This is a genomic window from Leeuwenhoekiella polynyae (assembly GCF_004104075.1).
Classification (GTDB): Bacteria; Bacteroidota; Bacteroidia; order Flavobacteriales; family Flavobacteriaceae; genus Leeuwenhoekiella; species Leeuwenhoekiella polynyae.
The window spans coordinates 31,773-53,464 of record NZ_QOVK01000018.1 but is presented as its reverse complement, the minus strand read 5'-3'; the positions used below and the strand labels follow the sequence as shown (position 1 = coordinate 53,464).

The 21,692-nt window shown below is 38.5% G+C and carries 20 protein-coding genes; 13 read left to right on the top strand and 7 right to left on the bottom strand.

The window, feature by feature from the left end:
- Window positions 1–40: 40 nt before the first annotated feature.
- Both DSM02_RS15635 and DSM02_RS15630 read left to right on the top strand, forming a co-directional pair.
- Window positions 41–1,507 carry an alpha/beta hydrolase family protein gene (locus tag DSM02_RS15635; RefSeq protein WP_128766494.1) on the top strand — a complete coding sequence of 489 codons (1,467 nt, stop codon included), beginning with the start codon at window positions 41–43 and terminating at the stop codon, window positions 1,505–1,507.
- Between the two features lie 209 nt (window positions 1,508–1,716).
- Entirely contained in the window at window positions 1,717–2,160 is a 444-nt protein-coding gene (locus DSM02_RS15630) for a VOC family protein (protein ID WP_128766493.1), read from the top strand.
- A gap of 175 nt (window positions 2,161–2,335) precedes the next feature.
- Here the strand turns inward: DSM02_RS15630 and DSM02_RS15625 are convergent, their stop codons facing one another.
- Together DSM02_RS15625 and DSM02_RS15620 are read right to left on the bottom strand one after the other, a co-directional pair.
- Window positions 2,336–2,590 (bottom strand): hypothetical protein, encoded by a 255-nt coding sequence (locus tag DSM02_RS15625; RefSeq protein WP_128766492.1) that lies wholly within the window; start codon window positions 2,588–2,590, stop codon window positions 2,336–2,338.
- A 310-nt stretch (window positions 2,591–2,900) separates the two neighbouring features.
- Window positions 2,901–3,185, bottom strand: coding sequence for a DUF3703 domain-containing protein (locus DSM02_RS15620; protein ID WP_128766526.1), 285 nt, complete (start codon window positions 3,183–3,185; stop codon window positions 2,901–2,903).
- A 142-nt stretch (window positions 3,186–3,327) separates the two neighbouring features.
- On the opposite strand from DSM02_RS15620, the gene DSM02_RS15615 reads away from it, so the two are divergent.
- Complete coding sequence (locus DSM02_RS15615; protein ID WP_128766491.1) at window positions 3,328–3,954, top strand: putative quinol monooxygenase; 627 nt, start codon at window positions 3,328–3,330, stop codon at window positions 3,952–3,954.
- 70 nt (window positions 3,955–4,024) lie between these two features.
- On the top strand, window positions 4,025–4,888 hold the full coding sequence (locus tag DSM02_RS15610) for a helix-turn-helix domain-containing protein (protein ID WP_128766490.1): 864 nt from the start codon (window positions 4,025–4,027) through the stop codon (window positions 4,886–4,888).
- Window positions 4,889–5,024: 136 nt separating this feature from the next.
- Here the strand turns inward: DSM02_RS15610 and DSM02_RS15605 are convergent, their stop codons facing one another.
- On the bottom strand, window positions 5,025–5,588 hold the full coding sequence (locus DSM02_RS15605; protein ID WP_128766489.1) for an REP-associated tyrosine transposase: 564 nt from the start codon (window positions 5,586–5,588) through the stop codon (window positions 5,025–5,027).
- A 1,976-nt stretch (window positions 5,589–7,564) separates the two neighbouring features.
- Window positions 7,565–10,168: an ATP-dependent chaperone ClpB gene (clpB, locus tag DSM02_RS15600; RefSeq protein ID WP_128766488.1), complete on the bottom strand. Its 2,604-nt coding sequence runs from the start codon at window positions 10,166–10,168 to the stop codon at window positions 7,565–7,567.
- Window positions 10,169–10,492: 324 nt separating this feature from the next.
- On the opposite strand from clpB, the gene ytxJ reads away from it, so the two are divergent.
- Window positions 10,493–10,885 carry a bacillithiol system redox-active protein YtxJ gene (gene ytxJ, locus DSM02_RS15595; RefSeq protein ID WP_128766487.1) on the top strand — a complete coding sequence of 131 codons (393 nt, stop codon included), beginning with the start codon at window positions 10,493–10,495 and terminating at the stop codon, window positions 10,883–10,885.
- A 190-nt stretch (window positions 10,886–11,075) separates the two neighbouring features.
- Here ytxJ and DSM02_RS15590 read toward each other — a convergent pair whose 3' ends face one another.
- Complete coding sequence (locus DSM02_RS15590; protein WP_128766486.1) at window positions 11,076–13,523, bottom strand: outer membrane beta-barrel family protein; 2,448 nt, start codon at window positions 13,521–13,523, stop codon at window positions 11,076–11,078.
- Between the two features lie 404 nt (window positions 13,524–13,927).
- Between DSM02_RS15590 and DSM02_RS15585 the strand changes: the two genes are divergently transcribed.
- Window positions 13,928–14,293: a CoA-binding protein gene (locus tag DSM02_RS15585; protein ID WP_128766485.1), complete on the top strand. Its 366-nt coding sequence runs from the start codon at window positions 13,928–13,930 to the stop codon at window positions 14,291–14,293.
- Here DSM02_RS15585 and DSM02_RS15580 read toward each other — a convergent pair.
- Window positions 14,264–15,709, bottom strand: a complete 1,446-nt coding sequence (locus tag DSM02_RS15580; RefSeq protein ID WP_128766525.1) for a sodium:solute symporter — start codon at window positions 15,707–15,709, stop codon at window positions 14,264–14,266. The genes DSM02_RS15585 and DSM02_RS15580 overlap by 30 nt on opposite strands.
- A gap of 293 nt (window positions 15,710–16,002) precedes the next feature.
- Here DSM02_RS15580 and DSM02_RS15575 point away from each other — a divergent pair, with 293 nt between their 5' ends.
- Genes DSM02_RS15575 through DSM02_RS15560 form a run of 4 tightly spaced genes read left to right on the top strand, consistent with a single transcriptional unit; the run spans window position 16,003 to window position 18,049 of the window.
- Window positions 16,003–16,233 (top strand): hypothetical protein, encoded by a 231-nt coding sequence (locus DSM02_RS15575; protein WP_128760368.1) that lies wholly within the window; start codon window positions 16,003–16,005, stop codon window positions 16,231–16,233.
- Window positions 16,234–16,806 carry a phosphatase PAP2 family protein gene (locus tag DSM02_RS15570; protein WP_128766484.1) on the top strand — a complete coding sequence of 191 codons (573 nt, stop codon included), beginning with the start codon at window positions 16,234–16,236 and terminating at the stop codon, window positions 16,804–16,806.
- A gap of 1 nt (window position 16,807) precedes the next feature.
- Entirely contained in the window at window positions 16,808–17,752 is a 945-nt protein-coding gene (locus tag DSM02_RS15565; protein WP_128766483.1) for an NAD-dependent epimerase/dehydratase family protein, read from the top strand.
- A gap of 27 nt (window positions 17,753–17,779) precedes the next feature.
- On the top strand, window positions 17,780–18,049 hold the full coding sequence (locus DSM02_RS15560) for a hypothetical protein (RefSeq protein WP_128766482.1): 270 nt from the start codon (window positions 17,780–17,782) through the stop codon (window positions 18,047–18,049).
- A gap of 5 nt (window positions 18,050–18,054) precedes the next feature.
- Here the strand turns inward: DSM02_RS15560 and meaB are convergent, their stop codons facing one another.
- Window positions 18,055–19,095 carry a methylmalonyl Co-A mutase-associated GTPase MeaB gene (meaB, locus tag DSM02_RS15555; RefSeq protein WP_128766481.1) on the bottom strand — a complete coding sequence of 347 codons (1,041 nt, stop codon included), beginning with the start codon at window positions 19,093–19,095 and terminating at the stop codon, window positions 18,055–18,057.
- A gap of 198 nt (window positions 19,096–19,293) precedes the next feature.
- Between meaB and DSM02_RS15550 the strand changes: the two genes are divergently transcribed.
- The 3 genes from DSM02_RS15550 to DSM02_RS15540 all read left to right on the top strand — a co-directional run bounded on the left by DSM02_RS15550 (window position 19,294) and on the right by DSM02_RS15540 (window position 21,690).
- Window positions 19,294–19,719 carry an organic hydroperoxide resistance protein gene (locus DSM02_RS15550; RefSeq protein WP_128766480.1) on the top strand — a complete coding sequence of 142 codons (426 nt, stop codon included), beginning with the start codon at window positions 19,294–19,296 and terminating at the stop codon, window positions 19,717–19,719.
- Between the two features lie 896 nt (window positions 19,720–20,615).
- On the top strand, window positions 20,616–21,107 hold the full coding sequence (locus DSM02_RS15545) for an RNA polymerase sigma factor (RefSeq protein WP_128760715.1): 492 nt from the start codon (window positions 20,616–20,618) through the stop codon (window positions 21,105–21,107).
- Window positions 21,091–21,690, top strand: coding sequence for a hypothetical protein (locus DSM02_RS15540; protein WP_128766479.1), 600 nt, complete (start codon window positions 21,091–21,093; stop codon window positions 21,688–21,690). The genes DSM02_RS15545 and DSM02_RS15540 overlap by 17 nt, the downstream gene beginning before the upstream one ends.
- The last annotated feature ends 2 nt before the right edge of the window (window positions 21,691–21,692 follow it).

The window sequence follows — 21,692 nt, the reverse complement described above, 5'->3', positions numbered from 1 at the left end:
TAATTTTATAAACTCTTTTTAATCAATTGTATACGAGTTTATGAGACTTTTTGAAATCATCCTGTTAATCACGCTTACCCTATTGCCTTTTGTCTGGAAAAGGCTTGCGCTGCGTTTTAGTCCAAAATATATACTCTTTGGTTTGCTTGCCGTGGTTGTACTTCAACTTGTGTTAGAAGGCTACCGTTGGCAACTCTTACCGGCTTATGTTTTAGCAGTACTATTAGTTATTCGTATATATACGGCAGATGCTTCTAAAGCCTTTAAAGTTTCTGTTTTAAGTGTATTACGATTTGTACTGTTTCCGGTTTTACTAATTCCTGCCTGGATCTTACCGGCTGCGCTTCCGGTTTTTGATTTGCCCGAGCCTCGGGGTGCTTATGCCGTGGGTACAGATACGGTTTATGTGAATACTAACCGTGACGAACCCATCACAGCCGATCCTAACGACACCAGAAAACTGGTTTTAAAAATTTGGTATCCCGCAGATTCGGTTGCTACAAACGCTAAACGGGATTCGTATGTGGATTCCGTAAGCCGGGTGGGTTTTGCGAACAAATACGGACTTCCTGCTTCAGCGCTCAACTATCTTGATTATGTCAAAACCTATGCGTATCCTAAAGTTGCGGTTGCCCAAGGTTCGTTTCCGGTCTTGTTATTTTCACACGGCTATGGTTCTAAAGCAACCGGTTATTATGCCTTGCTCAGTGAACTGGCCAGCCAGGGTTATGTTGTTATCAATATGAATCATACTTATGAGAGCCTGGGCACTGCCTTTCCCAATGGGGAAGCAGCCTATTTTGATTACGCCTACCAGCAGCAAATTGCAGCAGATCAGATGCAAACCATAACGCCTATTCAAGAGGCTTTTAAAGGGAAGCTTGACTTTGAGCAGCGGCATCCTATTGTGCGTGATGCGATACAAGATTATTTTGAAAACGATATTCAAAACCGCTGGGTTACAGATATGCAAAACATACTTGATTTGTTACCCGAGTGGAATACCGAAGGGTTTTTAAAAGGAAGCATGCGGCTTAATCAACTAGGCGTATTTGGACATTCGGTGGGTGGGGGTGCGGCGGGGAAGCTTGCTCTTACAGATGAGCGCATTAGGGCAGGAGTTAATTTAGACGGAATACAATGGGGCACTAAGATCGATACGGTGTTTCAAAAACCCTTTTTGTACCTATCGGCAGATTGGCCGACGGAGCACGAAGACATCAACAGTCACGTATACCGAAAAAAGAGTACCGATTATTTTTATGAGGCCAAAATATTGAATACCGGCCATCCTAATTTTATGGACATCCCGTTTATGATTCCCGTAGCATCTCTTACCGGATGCGGAAGCATTGATCCAGAACTGGGAATGGAAATCACCACTAAACTGGTCACCGCCTTTTTTGACCGGCATTTGCGACATAAAGAGGACGTTGATATTGAAGCGTTGAAAGCAGAATTTGAGTTGCTGGAATTGAAGGCTTTTAAAGGGGACAGCGTTCAGTAAGGTTTACATTAGTGTGATTCCATTACATCAGAATTTATCAGGTTAAGCGCCGTCAATTTTTTCTAGTAATTGAAAGAAGACAAATGCTTACTAACCGAAAGCGTTCTATTTATTGAGAAACTTCGATTAAACGTATCAAAATCTTAAGTATTTTAGAGTAGCAGTATTTGCTGATTTTAAGTTTAATATCAACCAATTTCTTAAACATTATGGCTTCAATCAATCCATACATTCATTTTGACGGTAATGCCGAGGAGGCATTCTATTTTTACAAATCGGTTTTTGGAGGGGAGTTTGTAATGGTGATGCGCTTTAAAGATATGCCTCCCAATCCTGATTTTCCGTTTAGCGCGGAAGATGGCGACCGCATTATGCACATCGCGCTACCCATAGGTCAAGACGATATTTTAATGGCCAGTGATATTCATCCTGCCATTGGACCTTTAAACATCAAAGAAAACCGAAGTAAAATCTCAATCAGTGCTGCCAGTAGGGAAGAAGCAGACCACCTGTATAACGGACTGTCTGAAGGCGGAGAGGTTGAAGTGCCACTTGCCGATAGTGTCTGGGATTCTTATTTTGGGATGTTTCGCGACAAATACGGTATTGAATGGATGATTGATTACGACCCGAAGTATCAGGGGAAGGGGTGATTCTTAATTAAAATACGATTAATGCCTGCGCAATTGTATCGCGCTTAGCTTATTCTATCTTTTTCGAGGTGATACCGGCGCAGCAAAAGGTGTGAAAAAATAAGCCTACACATTTCATGTAGGCTTAGCTTAAGTTCTGGTTGGCAGATAAAGAGTATCTGAGCGTTTCTTGCTACTAACTCTCTTCTTCACCAACTTCTTCGGCTTGAGTGGTTACAGATCCTGTACTGGCGTTTCCATATACCGGGGTTTCGTTTCTAAGGATATCGATAACCCGGGCGAAATTTTCTGCGGTCATATAAGGAGTTTCCTCTCTTTTTCCTTTAAATGTGGTAAAATAGAATTTACCCAAATCAATTTTAGGATCCCATAGGGCCTGATACCCTTTTAATTTTGTCCATCCTGAAGTTCCCTGTGCATAATGTGGCATAGCTTAAAAGTTTTAATGAATATTACTGTTAAGTAAACTTAATGAGGCTATGTGTTAGATAATCAGTGTAGTAAACCCTTTTTTAAAAAGGGAGTCGCTCTTATTTTTTACAGGAAATGCCCCTAAAGGTATTGGGTTTTTGGGGTAGGAGGTTGGATCTTCACACGCGATGCAATTCCCTAAATGCATTGGGACAGGTAGCGCGGCAACATGAGATTAGTTTTTTTCGTTGCTTCTGCACGATTGTAACGAGCTGAGATGATTCTAACTAGAGGTCACGCGATGCAATCGCGCACCAACGGGGGTGTTTTTAGTGTACGTTTATTCCTGCTTTTGCAAAGATGCTTTGAAGTTCGCTGTCTATGGGAAATGCTTTTAAAGGCGGGACATTAGCGCCTCCGGGATTTCCCACAGGTATTTTACCCACAAATGATTTTACACCACCAACTACTAATCGTGGGATTTGCCCAATAACTTCCTTTGTGCTTTTGATTTTAAACCCGAACTGCAGCATTTTCCAATGAACAAACGTATGTGCATATTGCAATAATAGTATTGCTTTTCTGAAAATCGTCCATGCCATAGTAATAAACATCCATTCCACAGTTCCTTATTTCCTCCCAAATTTGTATTATAACAAGAAAGAATGAAAACTATGGTTTCATTATAATTAACGCTCCTGGTTTTTTTACCGGGGTTTTCAAATCAAACATTTTAAAGCTAAAAACAAAAATATTATGAACAGTACAAAAAATGAAACAATCGGATTATTAGTAATTATGAAGGCAAAATCAGGAAAAGAGCAAGACGTCAAAAACTTTTTGCTTGATGGATTAGAACTTGTCAATCAAGAACCTCAAACAGTATCCTGGTTTGCCTTTCAGGTAGATAGTAAAACTTTTGGTATCTATGACACCTTTCAAGTTGAAGAAGGAAGGCAAGCACATTTACAAGGAGAAGTTGCCAAGGCATTATTAGCAAATGCAGGTGATTTATTGGAAGATTTTAATGCTGACACAGATATTCAAGCAATAGATGTATTGGCATCTAATCATAAGTCTGGATTACAAAACAAAGGCTTGCTTGTAATCATGAAATCTAAAGAAACAAAGACAGCAGATGTCGAAAACTTTCTTAATGCAGGAAAACAACTAGTTAGTGATGAGCCAAAAACAGTATCCTGGTATGCTCTAAAAATAGATGCAACAACTTATGCAATCTTTGATACTTTTGGAGATGATTCAGGTAGAGACGCCCACTTAACGGGTAAAGTTGCTGCAGCACTTATGGAAAATGCTCCCGTTCTTTTAGAAGGTTTTCAAGCATCGGCAATTCAGAAAATAGACATTATAGCTTCAAAGTAATTATCTTTAGAAAGGAGTGTAGTAAACACTCCTTTCTTTTTAAGGATACTAAAAAAGGAAATAGATTCTTATGGCTCAGATTATTATTGATAAGCAAAATGGTGAATTAGCCTTTAGACTAGAACGGTTTGAAAATCTTAATCAATTTGACCATTTACAGCGAAAAAATTATTATTCTATTATTTTGCTACACGGAAGCAACTATACGTTAAACGTAGATCTTTCTCATTATGAACTGCAAGGCAACCAAATGATTTTTTTGTCGCCATACCAACCCTTTATGATTTCTTCTAAAGAATCTTGTTCGGGCTGGTTATTAAATTTTCATCCTGATTTTTTTTGCACGTATCGTCATCAGAACGAAATCGAAACAGAAGGAATTTTGTTTAATAACTTTCACGGCTTACCTCATTTTAAGATTTCTGAAGAAGCCTTGTTTTTCAATCTCATAGACCAAATCTCAAAAGAGATGGATAGAGATTCTATTGCTCAACATGAAGTTCTAGTGGCTTTTTTAAAGGTGTTTTTAATAGAAGCAGTGAGACAAAAAAAGGAATTTGATAAAGATATTGTTCCCAAATTTTCTGATAGTCAATCCGAAATATTACAAAATTTGGTAGATTCTATTGAAAATAATTACTGCGAATTACATTCACCAAAAGAATACGCTGATGCTTTATGTGTTAGCACAAAAACATTAGCAAAGATTGTAAAAAAATATTTGCAGCAAACACCTAGCTTTTTGATTAGCAATAGAATAATAATAGAAGCCAAACGGGAACTTTATTTAACCTCAAAACCTTTAAAACAAATTGCAGCAAATCTAGGTTATGATGATGAATTTTATTTTAGTAGGTTTTTCAAAAAGAAAGTAGGTGTTTCTCCTGATAATTATAGAAAGACAGTTGGTTTTGCCAAATTAGAAAAACTATGATTGTATCTTATAATGAAATAGGTTGACCAGTTACCGGTTTGTTATTTTGTTTTTATTGCTGTTTTTTTAAACCATTTACTGAGCTAATTTCAGACTCACAATTGTTTTACCTAATCCAAATTCTTGTTTTAAAATTTTATCCAAAGTACTGAAATATCAGAACATCATCTAAAATCCCTTTTTCATCGTTATAATCTGCGGCACTACTGTATTTATAGTCTTCCGCGTTTTCAACAAAACCTGCTTTTACAGGATTGTTGTGAACATAATTTATTTTTTGCCAAATTACATGGTTGCTCCACAATTCAATAGGTTTGTTGTCGTGCCTCCAGAATTGATATCTGTTGACATTAGATGATTTTTCGGCTGCCTTTTTAAACTGTTGCAGTAAAAACGCTGTTCTGTTTTCTTCTGTATTTTTTTGAATGGCCTTTACCACCGCTTTGCTGGTAAAGCGTTTAAAATTTCCTAAAAGCTGTTCCGGCTTTTGTCCTGCAATACTCCTGAAAATTAAATGCACGTGATTGGTCATAATACACCAGGCAATGATTTCCATACCCTTATGGGTCTGACAATAACGAAGGCTGTCTACTAAAATATCTTTATAGTTGTCCGTGCTAAAAACATCAAGCCATTCCACCACGGCAAAGCTTACAAAGTATAAACCATCGGGATTATGAAACTTATAATTTCGGCTCATGTTACATAGGATTCTTTCAGTCAAAAAGCTGCTCTAGCATTATTGCTGTTGCTTCAGCGCGATTGTATCGCGCTGATTGATACAACTGTCTATCTAAAATACTGAAAATATAAGCGTTGCCTTAGAAATTTTCTGTCGCTTGGGTTAACGGTTTTATTTGCTTCTGTACAGTTTTATTAATTAGGAGTGAGGCTGACTGCTTACCACGCGATGCAATCGCGCGGTAACACGAGGTTAGTTTGTTTTTTAATTTGCTTTTGCGCGATTGTATCGCGCAGAGTTTATTCTAACTGTTTGCCAGGGTAATTCTAACTGCTTACCACGCGATACAATCGCGCGGCAACATGAGATTAGTTTTTTTTACGTTGCTTTTGCGCGATTGCATCGCGCATTGATTATTCAAGCTTCTTTCAAATGATATAATCGTGCGGCAGCTAAGGGCGATTGCATCGCGCGGCTTATTACATCAGTCTATCTAAAATACTGAAATTTAAGCATAGTCTTAGAAATTTTCTTGCGCTAAGATTGCCTTTTTTCTAGGCTATTGCGCGATTGCATCGCGCTTAGATGATTCTAACTGCTTACCACGCGATACAATCGCGCGGCAACCTGTGAGGCTATATAATAGAATCAGTGTAGTTAACCCTTTTTAAAAACGGAATCGCTCTTAATTTTTTACAGGAAATGCCCCTTAACGTATTGGGTTTTTAGGGTAGTTGGGTTAAGGTTAAGTTTTGGCTTGGTTAGTTTTTATCGTGCGATGCAAATGCGCGGAAACATCTTAAGGTTTCAGATTTTCTTATTAGCAGCCTTCTTGAAAAGATAAGCAATGAGAATACTAATAAAATGCATAAATAAAATAGAGCAACAAACACGTCATGTTGAAAGCATAAATCCGTTCCAGATACTTGTGAAATGCAACCCTCTGATTCGGTCTCATATTTCAGACTTACTGAAGTATTTATTCCCATCAAATAAAACAACGGAATTCCTATTAAAAACAGGATCAACAGTAAAAAGTAAATAGATTTTTTCAAGAAAATACTGTTTTGAGATTGTGCCTAATGTATGATAGCGTTGTTTCGGTTTAGATAATTGTAACTAATTACCACGCGATACAATCGCGCGGCAACTAGGGGAACTTTTTTTACTTAGTGCTCTAATTTTAATTATTTATCACAAGATACAATCGTGAGGTAATATAGGAAATCAAAGTGTCATTCTCTCCAAATTAATTTTCCATTAGAGTGTCGTTTGGGCCTGATTGTAACAAGGCAAACACAGCCTGTATTCCTTGAGCATGCTTCATAAGGAATCGTATTATTTAGTAAGGCCTATTCTTTCGTAATTAGTTTATTTGAGATTCGTTCACTTTGTTTACAATCATTTACGCCAACAATTATAAATTCAATTTCTAGTCTTGAATCTTTCATTGATTCTAAGTCAAGATTTAGTTGATTAAAGTTGTACGCTTTCTGAATCTCATTAGCTTTTTTATTTTCAACCTTTCTCCTAAATGAAAATCATTTGAGAATAAATTTTCGCATTTCGCTTGTAAAAATCTATAAGGTTGGTTGTCTGTTTGGCATTTTCATCTAGTAGAATATTGAATAAATACCATAAATAATTTTCTATACTTATGGAGCATTCTTTTTTCCAAACTTCATAATGATTGACAATGTTCTTCTCGGGCATACCAAATTCATTGAAGAAGGGCATATAATTTTTGATTAGCTAATCGAGATTTTTTTTCTTATTAGTCACGGTTTATTTATTTGAAGCCGATTTTTTTCCATTTTTAGAGTTGCTCTTAAATCGCAATACTTTACGAATCATTTAAAACTATCAATTTAACTACTCAACATTCAGGTTATCAGTGTTTTTTAATCCAAAGTTATCAACGCCACAACCCAATACTAAAAAAAGCGACCACCTATTCAGTGACCGCTTTTAAGTTATTAGACAACCAGAGCTCTTCAGTCGTTATTGACCAGATCGTTTTGATTGCGGAACACGAGTTCGTCATCAAAGGCATCCAGTAAAATGATACTGTCTGTAGTTACCTTACCACTCAGGATTTCTTTAGAAAGCTGGTTGAGCACTTCTTTCTGAATCGTACGTTTTACCGGGCGAGCCCCAAACTCCGGCTGAAAGCCTTTGTCTGCGAGATAGGTAATAGCTTCAGACGTAGCATCTAAGGTGATGCCTTGTTTGCTCAGCATTTTAGTCACGCCTTTGAGTTGTAAACCAACAACATTCTTGATGTCTTTTCGCGTAAGCGGTGTAAACATCACAATATCGTCAATACGGTTTATAAACTCTGGTCGTATGGTCTGTTTCAACATCCCCAGTACTTCTACTTTAGCACCTTCCATCGCAGTCTCGGGATCTTTGATGCTCTCAAATTTCTCCTGTATGATGTGGCTTCCCATATTAGAGGTCATAATGATGATGGTGTTTTTAAAGTCGGCTAAGCGGCCTTTGTTGTCTGTAAGTCGACCTTCATCAAGTACTTGCAATAAAATGTTAAACGTGTCGGGATGTGCTTTTTCAATTTCATCAAGTAAAATCACCGAATAAGGCTTGCGACGTACGGCTTCTGTTAATTGTCCGCCTTCATCATAACCCACATATCCCGGAGGCGCACCTACCAGACGGCTCACGCTGTGACGCTCCTGATATTCACTCATATCAATACGGGTCAGGTTGTTTTCGTCATCAAACAGGTATTCTGCCAGCGCTTTTGCAAGTTCGGTTTTACCCACACCGGTGGTCCCGAGGAATAAGAACGAACCAATAGGTCGTTTTTGATCCTGCAGGCCGGCACGGCTTCTGCGTACCGCATCACTCACTGCAACAATCGCTTCCTGTTGCCCAACCACACGTTTGTGGAGTTCGGTTTCAAGATGAAGGAGTTTCTCGCGCTCGCTTTGCAGCATTTTGGTCACCGGTATTCCGGTCCATTTTGCGACAACTTCTGCAATATCTTCACTGGTAACTTCTTCCTTGATCAAGGTATTCTCCCCCTGACCGGCCAAAGCTACCTGCAATTTCTCAAGTTCTTCCTGAGCTTGTTTGATCTTGCCGTAGCGTAATTCTGCTACCAGACCGTAGTTTCCTTCGCGCTCAGCACGCTCCGCTTCGAGCTTATAGTTTTCAATATCCTGTTTTGCATTCTGAATATTGTCAACCACATCTTTTTCACTTTTCCACTTGGCGTTGATCTCGTTGCGCTCTTCTTTTAAGTTCGCCAAATCTGCGTGAAGGGACTTGAGTTTGCTCTCGTCCTTTTCACGTTTAATCGCCTCGATCTCGATCTCTAGCTGCATAATCTTTCGGTCTAAAACATCGAGCTCTTCCGGCTTAGAGTTGATTTCCATACGCATTTTTGAAGCCGCCTCGTCCATTAGGTCAATCGCCTTATCGGGTAAAAACCGGTTGGTGATATAGCGCTGTGAAAGCTCCACAGCTGCAATGATCGCATTGTCTTTAATGCGAACTTTATGATGGGTCTCGTATTTCTCTTTAATTCCACGTAAAATGGAAATCGCAGATTCATTATCCGGTTCCATTACATTTACTTTCTGAAAACGTCTTTCTAAAGCTTTGTCTTTTTCAAAGTATTTTTGGTACTCATCAAGAGTGGTGGCACCTATCGCACGCAATTCGCCACGAGCGAGAGCAGGTTTTAAGATATTTGCCGCATCCATTGCACCCTGACCGCCACCGGCACCAACTAGCGTATGAATCTCGTCAATAAACAAGACGATATCTCCTGCACTTTCAGTCACTTCTTTGATCACGGCTTTTAAGCGCTCTTCAAATTCGCCTTTATACTTGGCTCCGGCAATCAACGCACCCATATCTAACGCCCAGATCTGTTTTTCCTGAAGGTTTTCGGGAACATCCCCGTCAACAATACGGTGGGCAAGACCTTCTGCAATTGCAGTTTTACCGGTACCGGGTTCTCCTACAAGAATCGGGTTGTTTTTGGTTCTACGCGAAAGGATCTGCAAAATTCTGCGAATCTCTTCATCGCGACCAATTACCGGATCCAGCTTTCCATCACGCGCTAACTGATTGAGGTTTTTAGCGTATTTGCTTAACGAATTATAGGTTTCTTCAGCGCTTTGCGAAGTCACGCGGTCGCCTTTACGCAATTCTTCAATCGCTGCTTTGAGGTGTTTTTCGGTAACGCCCTGATCTTTTAAGATCTGCCCTATTTTAGAACTCGATTTAAAAATCGCGAGAATAAGATGCTCCAGCGAAACATACTCATCATTCATTTTCTTGGCGATGTTACCCGCTTCGGTCACCGTTTTACCGGCTTCGCGAGACAGCATAATATCGCCACCGCTTACTTTAGGAAAGCTGGTAAGTGTGCTTTCTAATATCTGTTTGAGCAAATTGATATTCACGTCCAGTTTCTGCAATAGAAACGGAGTTACATTCTCATCAACTTCAAGAATAGCCTTAAAAATATGCTCATTCTCAATCTGCTGATGGCCATACCCCTGGGCAAGCGCCTGAGCCTGCTGTATGGCTTCTTGTGATTTGATTGTAAAATTATTAAAGTTCATCGTGTCTATATGTTTGTGCCTCTTGAGAGGATTACTGTATTGATTTCTGCTAAGCAATGGCAACTACTATACCATAGAAATTAACCGACTTTTCGTCAGTTTTTGCCTGATTTTAACCGACTTTTTGTCGGTTGGAGTGTTTGGATTTTCTTAGTAGAAAAGCCCGGTTTCTTTCTTTAAATTTGCCCGTTAATAGGGATTAAAATACTTGGAGTCTTTAATCGAAGTTACAGGCTTAACGCTTTGTTTTTTGAGATTGACCTTAAGTAAAGTTACCCACGCTTTATGATAATGAGCGTTAATGAAATTAAAAAGAATAGTGTTATGGGATTTTTTGACAAGTTTAAAAGTGCGAGAGATATCGCAAAAGAAGAACTAAAAGAAATGAACTGGATTCAGCTAGAACGTGAGCAACAGTTGGAAGAGATTGTTGAGGTTTCTAATGCTGTACCGGTTTTAATTTTTAAACACAGCACCACCTGCGGAATCAGTAAAATGGCGTTGCGTAGTTTTGAGCGTGCGTATGATTATGATAAGAAGGAAATAGAACCTTATTTCTTAGACTTAAAAGCACATCGTGATATCAGCAGTGCAATAGCAGAAAAATTTAATGTACAGCATGAGAGTCCGCAAATTTTACTTATCAAAAACGGAACAGCGGTGTATCATACTTCTCACGGAGCTATTGATGCAGAAAGCCTGCGTTCTAAACTCTAGAAATACACAGTGTATATACATGCAAAAACCCGAAGCAAGCGCTTCGGGTTTTTTATACCTATTAAATGGTTATTTATACGAAGACGGCTAAATCTAATAAACAATAACCGTAGTTTTTAACAGGTTGGTTGGTAATATTATCAAATATGGTAAAAAAAAATGATAATATAACAATTTATTTAAAATTTTGTTAAAACATTCCGTTGTCGTCTTTTACATTGTCTTCCCGGCTTTTACGTTTTTTAGCACGGAACTTACTATCGCCAAAACGGTAGTTAAACCCTACATAAACCGTATTGCTTTCCCAGTTAAATTGTCCCTGTAGTGCGTAAGGATTGGTAGCTGTAAAGCGTGCTTTCATCGTATTGAAGATGTCGTTGTAATTTAAACTTACTGTTCCTTTACCTTCAAAAATGGAGTAGCGAGCCCCTATGTTTGTCATAAACATCGACTTGTTAGAGAACTGAATACCTTTTTGTGGCCCTCTAAACATCGCAAAAGCAGTAAATGTCAATTGCTTGGTTGCGGTAAAATTGTTGATCATACGTACATTATAAACCGTATTTTCAATCTCTTTAGTGTTCTGTGTGATATCTGCAGTTGTTGGGTTTTCAATATTAGGATCTAAAGATTCTGTGATGCCCATTTGTGTTTGATTAAACAAATCAAAACTAGCATTAATACTCCACCATTCTAACGGCTTGTAATTGCTGCTTACCTCAAAACCATAGGCAGTCGTAGCATCAAAATTGTCATTGGTCAACACCATCCGATCCAGATTAAAACGGTCTACATATACTGCTTGATTGATCAGGTCGTCTATCATTCGGTAGAAAACGCCGGCTGTAATGCTACCTTTCTCTAAAGAACGGGTATAGTTTGCTTCAATGGAGTTGGTAAACTGCGGTCTTAGGTTTACGTTACCATATTCGGTAACCAAAGGCGAACTCCATTCTCTAATCGGGTTTACTTGTCCAACTCCAGGGCGGTCTATACGCCTGCTGTAACTTACCTGATATTGGTTTTTTTCCGAAGGATTAAAGGTCACATAAGCCGAAGGATACAACTCAAAATAATCATTAGTAAATGCTCTTACGCTATTGGTATCTGCGGCAACATTTACCTGCTCTGCACGCACGCCTGCCTGATAAGACCATTTTTCATAACTTTTACCATAGGTCACATAAGCCGAATAAATATCTCTGCTGTAATCAAACTGTGTATTAGGAGTAGGGATGAGGTTTCCGCTTGCGTTAAATGATTGACCCGTACTGCTGTAGCCAATATCTGTATTGAACAAGATCGCCTGAAGTCCCAATTCTAACTTTTCACTATCAGATAACGGATTTACATAATCCAGATTTAGAGTCGTTCGGTCTCTTTTAGTATCTACAAAATCTTCGTAGTCAGAAAGCTGAGTGGCTCCTGTAAAATCAAAATAAGTATCTTCATCAGCATCAAAAGTGTTGTAGTCTGCCTCAAACTCAATATTGTGACCTTCTTTTTCAAAATCCAATTTGTAGTCAAAGTTATACTGTTGAGAATAATTGTCCATATCCGCTCCAAAATCCTGAAGCAAATTACGCGTAGCATCATCAGCATACACAATGTTGATGGTTCCGCCCGGCTCGCCTTTAAAGCTGTTTTGAGAAGTAAATAACGAAATTGTGTTTTTGTCATTTAAATATACATCCAGTCCCACTTTTAATAGGTGTGAGTTTTGATCATTTAGCATATCAAAAAACTGAGTAGAATTATCACCTTCACGAAAAATAGTACCATAATTAGCGCGCTTTGCGATGGTATTACTGTAATTAGAATACAGGTTGAATTTACCGTTGCGGTAGTTTAGATTTAAACCGCTGTTGAATTGTGGATTTTTCTCGTAAGCTAATCCGGCACTCACGTCTCCGTTAAAACCTATGTTCACATTTTTGTGCAATACAATATTGATGATCCCGCTCATTCCATCAGGATTGTATTTGGCTGAAGGATTGGTGATCAATTCTATTTTTTTGATCGAATTAGAAGGCAATTGCTTCAATAATTGGTCTGGTGGAATGTTAGATAATTTACCGTCAACCATAACCTGTACATTACTGTTTCCGCGCAGCGTAAGTGCTCCGGATTGCTGATCAAGATTTACTGAGGGAATGTTATTCATAATATCTGCAGCAGAAGCTCCTGCAGTCGTGAGATCTTTTCCCACATTAATAACCTTGCGGTCAATTTTTTGCTCAATGGTAGTGCGTTCTGCAACAATATTTACCGCGTCTAGTTCTGCTGCAACCGGACTCAAATTGAGTTTGCCCATATCGTGCTCTCGGTGCTGACGGTCAATTTTTAAGTCACGTTCAAAAGCTTCATAGCCTATAAACTGAACTTTTAGCGTGTAGATCCCTTCCGGTATTTTTTTGATTTCAAATACGCCATCATCGTTGGTGATTCCACCAGTAAGCGTTTCGCCATTTGATTTACTAATGACGATAGTAGCATAAGGAATGGGCTGATTGAGGTCTGCGTCTATGACAACTCCCGTTACAGAACCGGTTACCACATCTGTGGGTTTGGGCTGTGCAAAAAGCAACGTTGTACATAAAATAAAAAGTAGGCTGAATAGCCCTTGGTTAGATTTCATAACTGTTCGATTTTGATAGATGATTTAACATAATACTTTGTAATGCATATTAGCAGAAACAAAGTATCCCGTGATTAGCGGTTTATTAAAAGACGAACATGTTCTAAATCTGTTACAGTAAAATTTAAATTTATTTGAGAATCTAAATTTTATATATGCTAATATCTTGAATTTAAAGAATTTGTGAAGGGTGTGGAATTTAAAGTTGCGTATAAAAGTACTTGGTTATAAAATAAAGAAAACCCGGGACCGCTAAATCCCGGGTTTTCAAGCCTGAACGTTAGAAATTAACACTAACCATCAAAACTAATTTTAAACGATTCAAACTTGGAAGTCGACTTCTATTACATAGACCATTTAAAAAAGATATTGTTACACCTGCTATAATCATTTAACTTTGATTTATGAAAGCAAAAAAAACGCTGGTTCTGGGTGCTTCCTTAAAACCCATTCGTTATTCTTATATGGCGATCAATCGTTTGGTACAAAAGGAACAGCCTGTAGTTGCAATAGGCTTGCGAGAAGGTACCGTTGCGGGGATAACCATTCAAACCGGAAAACCTGATCTGAAAGGTATAGATACGGTGATATTGTACCTCAATGCGCAGCGTCAAGAAGAATATTACGAGTATCTGTTAGAGCTTAAGCCCAAACGGGTGATTTTTAATCCCGGTACTGAAAACCCGGAATTTTATAAAATTTTGGAAACTGCAGGGATTGAAGCCGAGTCTGCCTGTACTTTAGTGCTTTTGAGTACGAATAGCTACTAGACCCAAAAAGGTTAGTAATCCGTTGAGGATTAAAATAAAGAAACCAAATTCAAAATTGAGATACTGCATACTCAGATCGCTGATTATGTAGCCTAGTATAGGACTGGCTATTGCGGCGAGTGGAACCCATTTGTCTTTGACATTCCATTTTGTAAAAAGACCGAAAGCGTACAACCCTAATAATGGTCCATACGTATAACCGGCAAAAACAAAGAGTTTTGCGATCACGCTTTCATCTGCAATTAAATATTTAAATCCAATAATTACCAGCACCAGAATTACTGAAGCAGCGATATGAATCTTTTTTCTGATGGCTACCTGTCTGGCCTGATCGTATTTCTTTTCGATACCTAAAATATCTATACTGAAAGATGTGGTAAGCGAGGTGAGCGCACTATCTGCACTAGAATATGCGGCAGCAATAAGCCCCAGAATGAAACAAATAGCAATCCCGAACCCAAGTCCGCTTTTTGTTGCTATAAAAGGGAAAAGATCATCTTTAGAAGCTTCAATGCCGTTTTTCTGTGCGTAAACGGTAAGCAGCACACCCAGAGCAAGAAATATAAAATTTACTACGGTGAGTACCAGTGTAAACCAGAACATGTTTTTCTGAGCATCTTTAAGGCTTCGGCAGGTGAGGTTTTTTTGCATCATATCCTGATCAAGACCGGTCATTACAATTGCAATAAAAGCTCCACTAATAAACTGTTTAAAAAAGAAATCCTGACTCTTCCAGTCGTCAAAAAAGAACATTTGACTCCTATTGCTTTCGGCAATAAAATCGAATATAGATCCGGCATTCAGCCCTAAATCAGCAGAGACAAAATAGATTGCAACTCCCAGTGCAGTAAGCATAAAAAGGGTTTGCAGCGTATCTGTCCATACAATGGTTTTAATTCCGCTTTTAAAGGTGTACAACCAGATGAGTAAAATCGTGATGGTAACCGTAACCCAAAACGGGACGCCCATACTGTCAAAAACCAACAATTGCAACACATTAGCCACGAGATATAGCCTAAAACTTGCACCAACTACCCGACTTAATAAAAAGAAGGAAGCGCCGGTTTTATAGGATGCAGTACCAAAGCGACCTTCTAAATACGTATAGATAGAGGTTAAGTTGAGTCTGTAATACAGCGGCAGCAATACTAAACTGATCACGGCATAACCCACTGTATATCCCAGGACCACCTGAAAATAGCTAAATTGTGAGGCTTCTACCCAACCCGGAACTGAAATAAACGTAACACCTGAAAGCGAAGCGCCAATCATTCCGAAAGCGACTAAATACCACGGCGATTGTTTACTTGCTTTAAAAAAGTCTTCGTTAGATCCGCCTTTACCGGTAAAATAAGAAACCAGCATTAAGGTGATAAAGTAGCCTGCAATGAGTAGTAAAATGGTTGTGGGCTGCATAAAACGTAAAAAAATAGGATTTGTAAAACTGTGGACGAAGATAAGATATAAAAACTTCATCTTATTTATTTCTGATCAAGTGAGGCAACGCTGTAAGATTTTCCTAGAATTCTAGCTTGAGATGTGGACTGATCAGTTCGTATTAAAATCTTGATTATTGGGTGAATTCTGTAAACTAAACTTACCTTTGCAGTCCCATTTCTGATTCGTGTTTTTTTATCAGGAATGGAAACGGCAACAGCAATTGAATACTTCGCTGGTCTGGCGGATTGTTTAAAAATAACAACTTAACTATGGAACTTCCTAAGTTTATACTGGGCGATAATACAGATTATCCCGAATCTATTTTTGTTTTGCACACCGATTTTCCACGATTTATAATCGATTTGAAAACCGATGATGTAGAGTGGTTTGAAGATTTTGATAAAAATGATGAGGACGAACTCGCAACAGAAGCAGAAGGATTAATTCAGGCAGCAACAGATTTTTACGACAGGGAGGTTGCACGCTACGAAGAAGAGTAGATGAACGCGTTGAAGCAACTGGACTACGAACTGTTTCTTTACCTCAATAATCTGGGGACAGAGACTTGGGATCCGTTTTGGCTTTTTCTTACCGATAAATGGTCGAGTATCCCGCTTTATGCAGTTTTATTGTTCTTGATTTTTAAACGCTTTGGCGTTAAAGGAACACTTCTTACTTTAGTAACAGTCGCTTTATTGATAACAGCTACAGATCAACTTGCTAATGTTTTTAAGCATGGTTTTGAGCGTTTGCGTCCCTGCGGTCAAGAAGGCATTATGGAGCAAGCGCGCTTTATAGCTGTTCGTTGTGGAAGTTTTGGGTATTTTTCGGCACACGCTGCAAGCTCAATGGCTTTAGCTGTTTTTGTAGGCTTGTTGCTTAAGGCAAAATACAAATGGATATTTCCCCTTTTGTTGTTTTGGGCAATTTTAGTAGGATACAGTCGTATATATGTGGGTGTGCATTATCCCGGAGATGTGTTGACGGGGATGTTGATCGGTGCGCTCATTGGCTGGTTAATGCAACTGTTGCATCGTTTTAGCTACGCTAAATTTTTAAAAGAAACGTATTAGTATGAAAGCATTAGTAACCGGTGCAGCCGGTTTTATAGGTTCGCATTGTGCCGAACGTTTAAAAAAAATGGATTTTGAAGTAGTTGGAATAGACAACTTCTCACCGTATTACAGTCCGGATTTAAAGGATCGAAATGCCAAAGATCTTAAGGAAGCAGGAATCCCAATTGTGATGGTAGATCTGCGAGAGCCTAAAGATTATAAAAAGCTGGATACTGATTTTGATTACATCTTTCACTTTGCAGCACAACCCGGTATAGCAGCGACTTCTAGTTTTGAAGATTATCTGATGAATAACCTGGTAGCGACCAAGAATTTGATAGATTTTGCATTAAAATGTGAGGGGTTAAAGCTGTTTACTAATATATCTACTTCTTCTATATACGGTTTACGTGCAACCTTAACTGAAGATGCAGCACCAGAGCCGGCTTCTTTTTATGGTGTTACCAAACTTGCTGCTGAGCAAATCGTATTGTCTAAAACGCGGGAGCAAAAGATGAAAGCCTGTTCGCTGCGTTTATTTTCAGTTTACGGTCCACGAGAACGGCCTGAGAAATTGTATACCAAGTTGATAGGCTGTGGTTTTTTTCATCAGGAATTTCCTCTATTTGAAGGAAGTGAAGCGCACGTACGTAGTTTTACTTTTGTAGATGATATTATAGACGGCGTGGTAAGTGTGATTGGTAAAGAAGATGCCATTGATGGCGAAGTGATCAATCTGGGGACAGAGCAGGAGCACACTACTGCAGAAGGTTTTACAATTGTTGAAGAATTATTAGATACCAAGATCCGTAAAGATATTGTACCTAAACGTGGTGGAGACCAGATGTTTACCAAAGCCAATATTGAGAAAGCCCGCCGTTTGCTGAATTACAATCCGTCTACCACATTGAAGGAAGGTTTAGAAAAGCAGATTGCCTGGTACCGTAAAGAATTTGTAGACTAGTTTTAAAACTAAAGAGGTTTAGTGCGTATGAGATTGAATGAAAAAGACCGAAAGTTCGTAAAAGATTGGCAAGTAAAACGCGCGTCTAAAGTATCCTTTTTCTTAGGTGTAATTCTCCAGATCGTACTGCTGACCGTGACTTATAAATTAGTTCTCACTTTTATCTTTAAGGAAATTTTTGATCTGTATATATTTTTAGAATATGCGATCTTTGGATTGGTTTTAGGACTGGTAATGGCATTTTTAAAATATCGTATGAATGAAAAACGGTATAAAAGATTGAAGTCCGGCAAATAATAATTTCATTTAGCTTTTTTCAACAATTCCTGCGCAGCCTGAAAAGCGGTAATTTTACCTGAATTCAAATCACCTAGAAGTTTTGGTAATTGATTTTGAACTTCAGCGTTTCCATAAAAATCATCTTTCAACGCATTCTCAATACTGGTTTGCAACCAGTATTTATTTTGGTTTTTTCGATTTTCAGCAAAGAACTCATTGCTTTTTACCAGGTTGAGGTATTCTTCAATAAGTTCCCAGATGCTTGTTATGCCTTGATTTTCGAGAGCGCTGCACAACGCAACGCGGGGTTGCCATTTGCTAGCTTTTGCCGGAAATAAATGCAAAGCTTTTGCAAATGCCGTTTTAGCCTTTTTAGCTGCAGCTAGGTTTTCTCCATCTGCTTTGTTAATGATAAGCGCATCTGCCATTTCTATAATACCTCGTTTGATGCCTTGCAATTCATCACCCGCTCCGGCTAATTTCAGCAGTAAAAAGAAATCGGTCATATTATGCACCGCTGTTTCACTCTGACCTACACCTACGGTTTCTATAAAAATCACCTCATAACCGGCCGCTTCACAAAGTATGATTGCTTCCCGGGTTTTGCGGGCTACACCGCCCAGAGAGTCTCCCGCAGCAGAAGGTCTGATAAAAGCTTTGGGGTTAGTAGCGAGTTGTTCCATACGGGTTTTATCGCCAAGGATACTTCCGTGCGAGATTGAGCTGCTGGGGTCTATAGCTAAGACTGCTAGTTTTTTTCCTTTATTAATACAATGTGTGCCGAGCGCTTCAATAAAGGTGCTTTTACCCACGCCGGGAACACCTGTAATTCCTATGCGTACTGAATTACCGGAATAAGGAAGACACCCTTTTAAAATGACTTGTCCTACTTGCTGATGCTTAACAGCAGTACTTTCAATAAGGGTGATTGCCTGGCTCAAAGCTGTGGTGTTTCCGTTGCTTATTTTTGAAATAAGATCTTCAGCCTGTAGTATTTTTTTACGTTTCGCTATTATCTTTTCTGCAGACGCGGAATGGATATGTTTAGTTTTTTTAGGTTTCAAGCTTGATCTGTTTTAAGCAGTATAAAGGTAGGAGAAATTTGAAAATACAAAGGTCAGAATACGATAGATAGAATGTGAATTAAAATAATCCCCTAAAAAAGAGTAAAACTTATTTTTGGGAAATCTTTAAGAATATCGCGTTGATTCCTCAAAGCAGTATTGGTATATTCAACTATTAATCCATGAAAAATTCTAAATATGAAAGCTTTATATAAAGCGAAGGCTACCGCAACCGGTGGTCGCGACAGCAGTGTTTCATCAGACGACGGAACTTTAGACTTTAATTTATCTGTGCCTAAGGGACTTGGTGGTGCAGGAGGAGAAGGAACCAATCCTGAGCAGCTTTTTGCAGCCGGCTATTCGGCTTGTTTTGGTAGTGCACTAGCACACGTAGCTCGTGAGAAAAAAGTAGATCTTGGTGATTATACTGTCACTGCAACTGTAAAAATTGGTAAAAACGAAGAAGAGATGTTTCAATTGGCCGTTGTGTTAGATTGTTACCTGCCTACCGTAAATGTAGAAGAAGGCGAAGAACTTGTAAATGAGGCTCACGAAGTTTGCCCGTATTCTCGTGCTACGATGGATAATATTGATGTGACATTAAACCTGCTTTTAGACGAGTAGTTTAAGCTTATTTTCAGAATTAAGAACCCGCTTAAAGAGCGGGTTTTTTTTATGGGTGATAATTTTTAGGAATTGGCGGTGGCGGGGGTATACTATTGGTTTTGTCAATTTCCAAGTAATAAGGAATTTGTAACCGATAGGCATCTTGATCCTCAGTCATTGTATTTGTGTAACGTGTTTTTAAAATTTTCTATTGAAGTGTTTTTGCCTGTCATTAGAATAGTGAATACTCACCAAAACACTTCTTAATTCTTCTTTACTGAAATATCTAGATTTAATTTGAGTATTTAATGTCTCTTGAACTTTTAAAATAAATAATTCAGGAGAAATATTGTTTTTGAAGGTTTCTCTTAAGGAGTCATTTTGAAAATCAAAGAAATCTACATGACTGTAGCACGCCATTATACTTCGCTATGAGCATGATTTATGAATAGCGATTTTTAACTGATAATTGTTGTCTGTAAAACTTAGAATGTTGGTTTTTCCGTTACAGGAATTTTTATCCATTACTGCGGCTAGATCTTTATAGGTTTTAAAATTATCCAGATCCAGAACTATTTTTTCTTGATATAATGAATTAAAAAGTTCTTCATTAGGGAAATATAAAATTTTAGGATCTTGAGCAGCTTCGGTAATCTCTAAGGGTTAGGAGCGCATGAATTCAGTCCTAAAAGCAGTATTAAAATCACAAAATAAAGTCCTTTCATTCTATTCTATTTTCGATTTCAGAATCAAATAACCAGCCACTCATAGTTTATCTAAATTATTTAATTACAATTTTGCAACGCAGACGAAATCAGTTCGTCCTTATAAAAGGAATTAGCAACTAACCAAATACCATTTTGCAAATTACCGAAATACTTGAACGATGTAAGCAAAACGACCGGCGGGCGCAGATGCAGCTGTATAACAAATACAGCGAAGGCATGTACTACGTGGCGTTTCGGTTTTTGAAGAACTCGTTTGAAGCTGAAGAAGCGATGCAAGAAGGCTTTGTAAAGGCTTTTACAAAGATGCATCAGTACAATGGTGAAGTAACCTTTGGAGCCTGGTTAAAACGTATCGTGATCAATAAAAGTATCGATATGCTGAAGGCCAAAAAGCTAGAGCTTGTTGCTATCAACGAACAAGTATTAGGTACTGTAGATGAGTATAATGACTGGTCTGTAGATGATGGGATTACGCTAGATCAGATCAAAGAAGCTATTGAAGAATTGCCAGAACGGTATCGCTATGCTGTGATGCTTTTCTTAATAGAAGGCTATGACCATCAGGAAATATCAGAAATATTAGAAATAACCGAGGTGGCTTCACGTACGCTGGTTCACCGCGGAAAGAAAAAATTGCAGGAAAAATTAAAAACAAAATATCATGGCACAGGATATTAGAGAACTGTTTAAAAATGATTTAAGCATCCCTTCTGAAGGGCTTAAGAGAGGTCATGAAGCGCGGTTTAATGCGCGGCTTGATGCTAACTTTGGCGCACAACAAAAAGCAAAGGCAGAAGGTTATCTCTGGATGAAAATCGCAGCAGTACTTGTTGTACTCATTGCAGTAACAGGCTTATTGCTTAACAACCCGTTGTCTGGTACTACCCAAGAACCAGAACAAGTAGAAGCCAATTCTGTAGCAACTACAGAAACCACTAAAGTTCAACTGAGTGATTTTTCACCAGAATACAAGCAGATTGAAGATCGCTATTTAGCGAGTATTCATATGGAACTGGCCCAACTCAACGTAACGGAAGACAACAAAGCAATTGTAGATGCCTTTATGGGGCAGCTAGAAGAATTGAACCAAGAATACGATCGTCTCAACGCAGATTTAGTAGAGACCGGAGTAAACGACCAGAACATACAGGCTTTAATAGATAACCTGCAGTTCCGCTTGGATCTTTTGACCAAATTGAAAGAAAAATTGAATGAATTACAAGAGTCTCAATCTAGTGAGATTCAAACCAACACCCTATAATA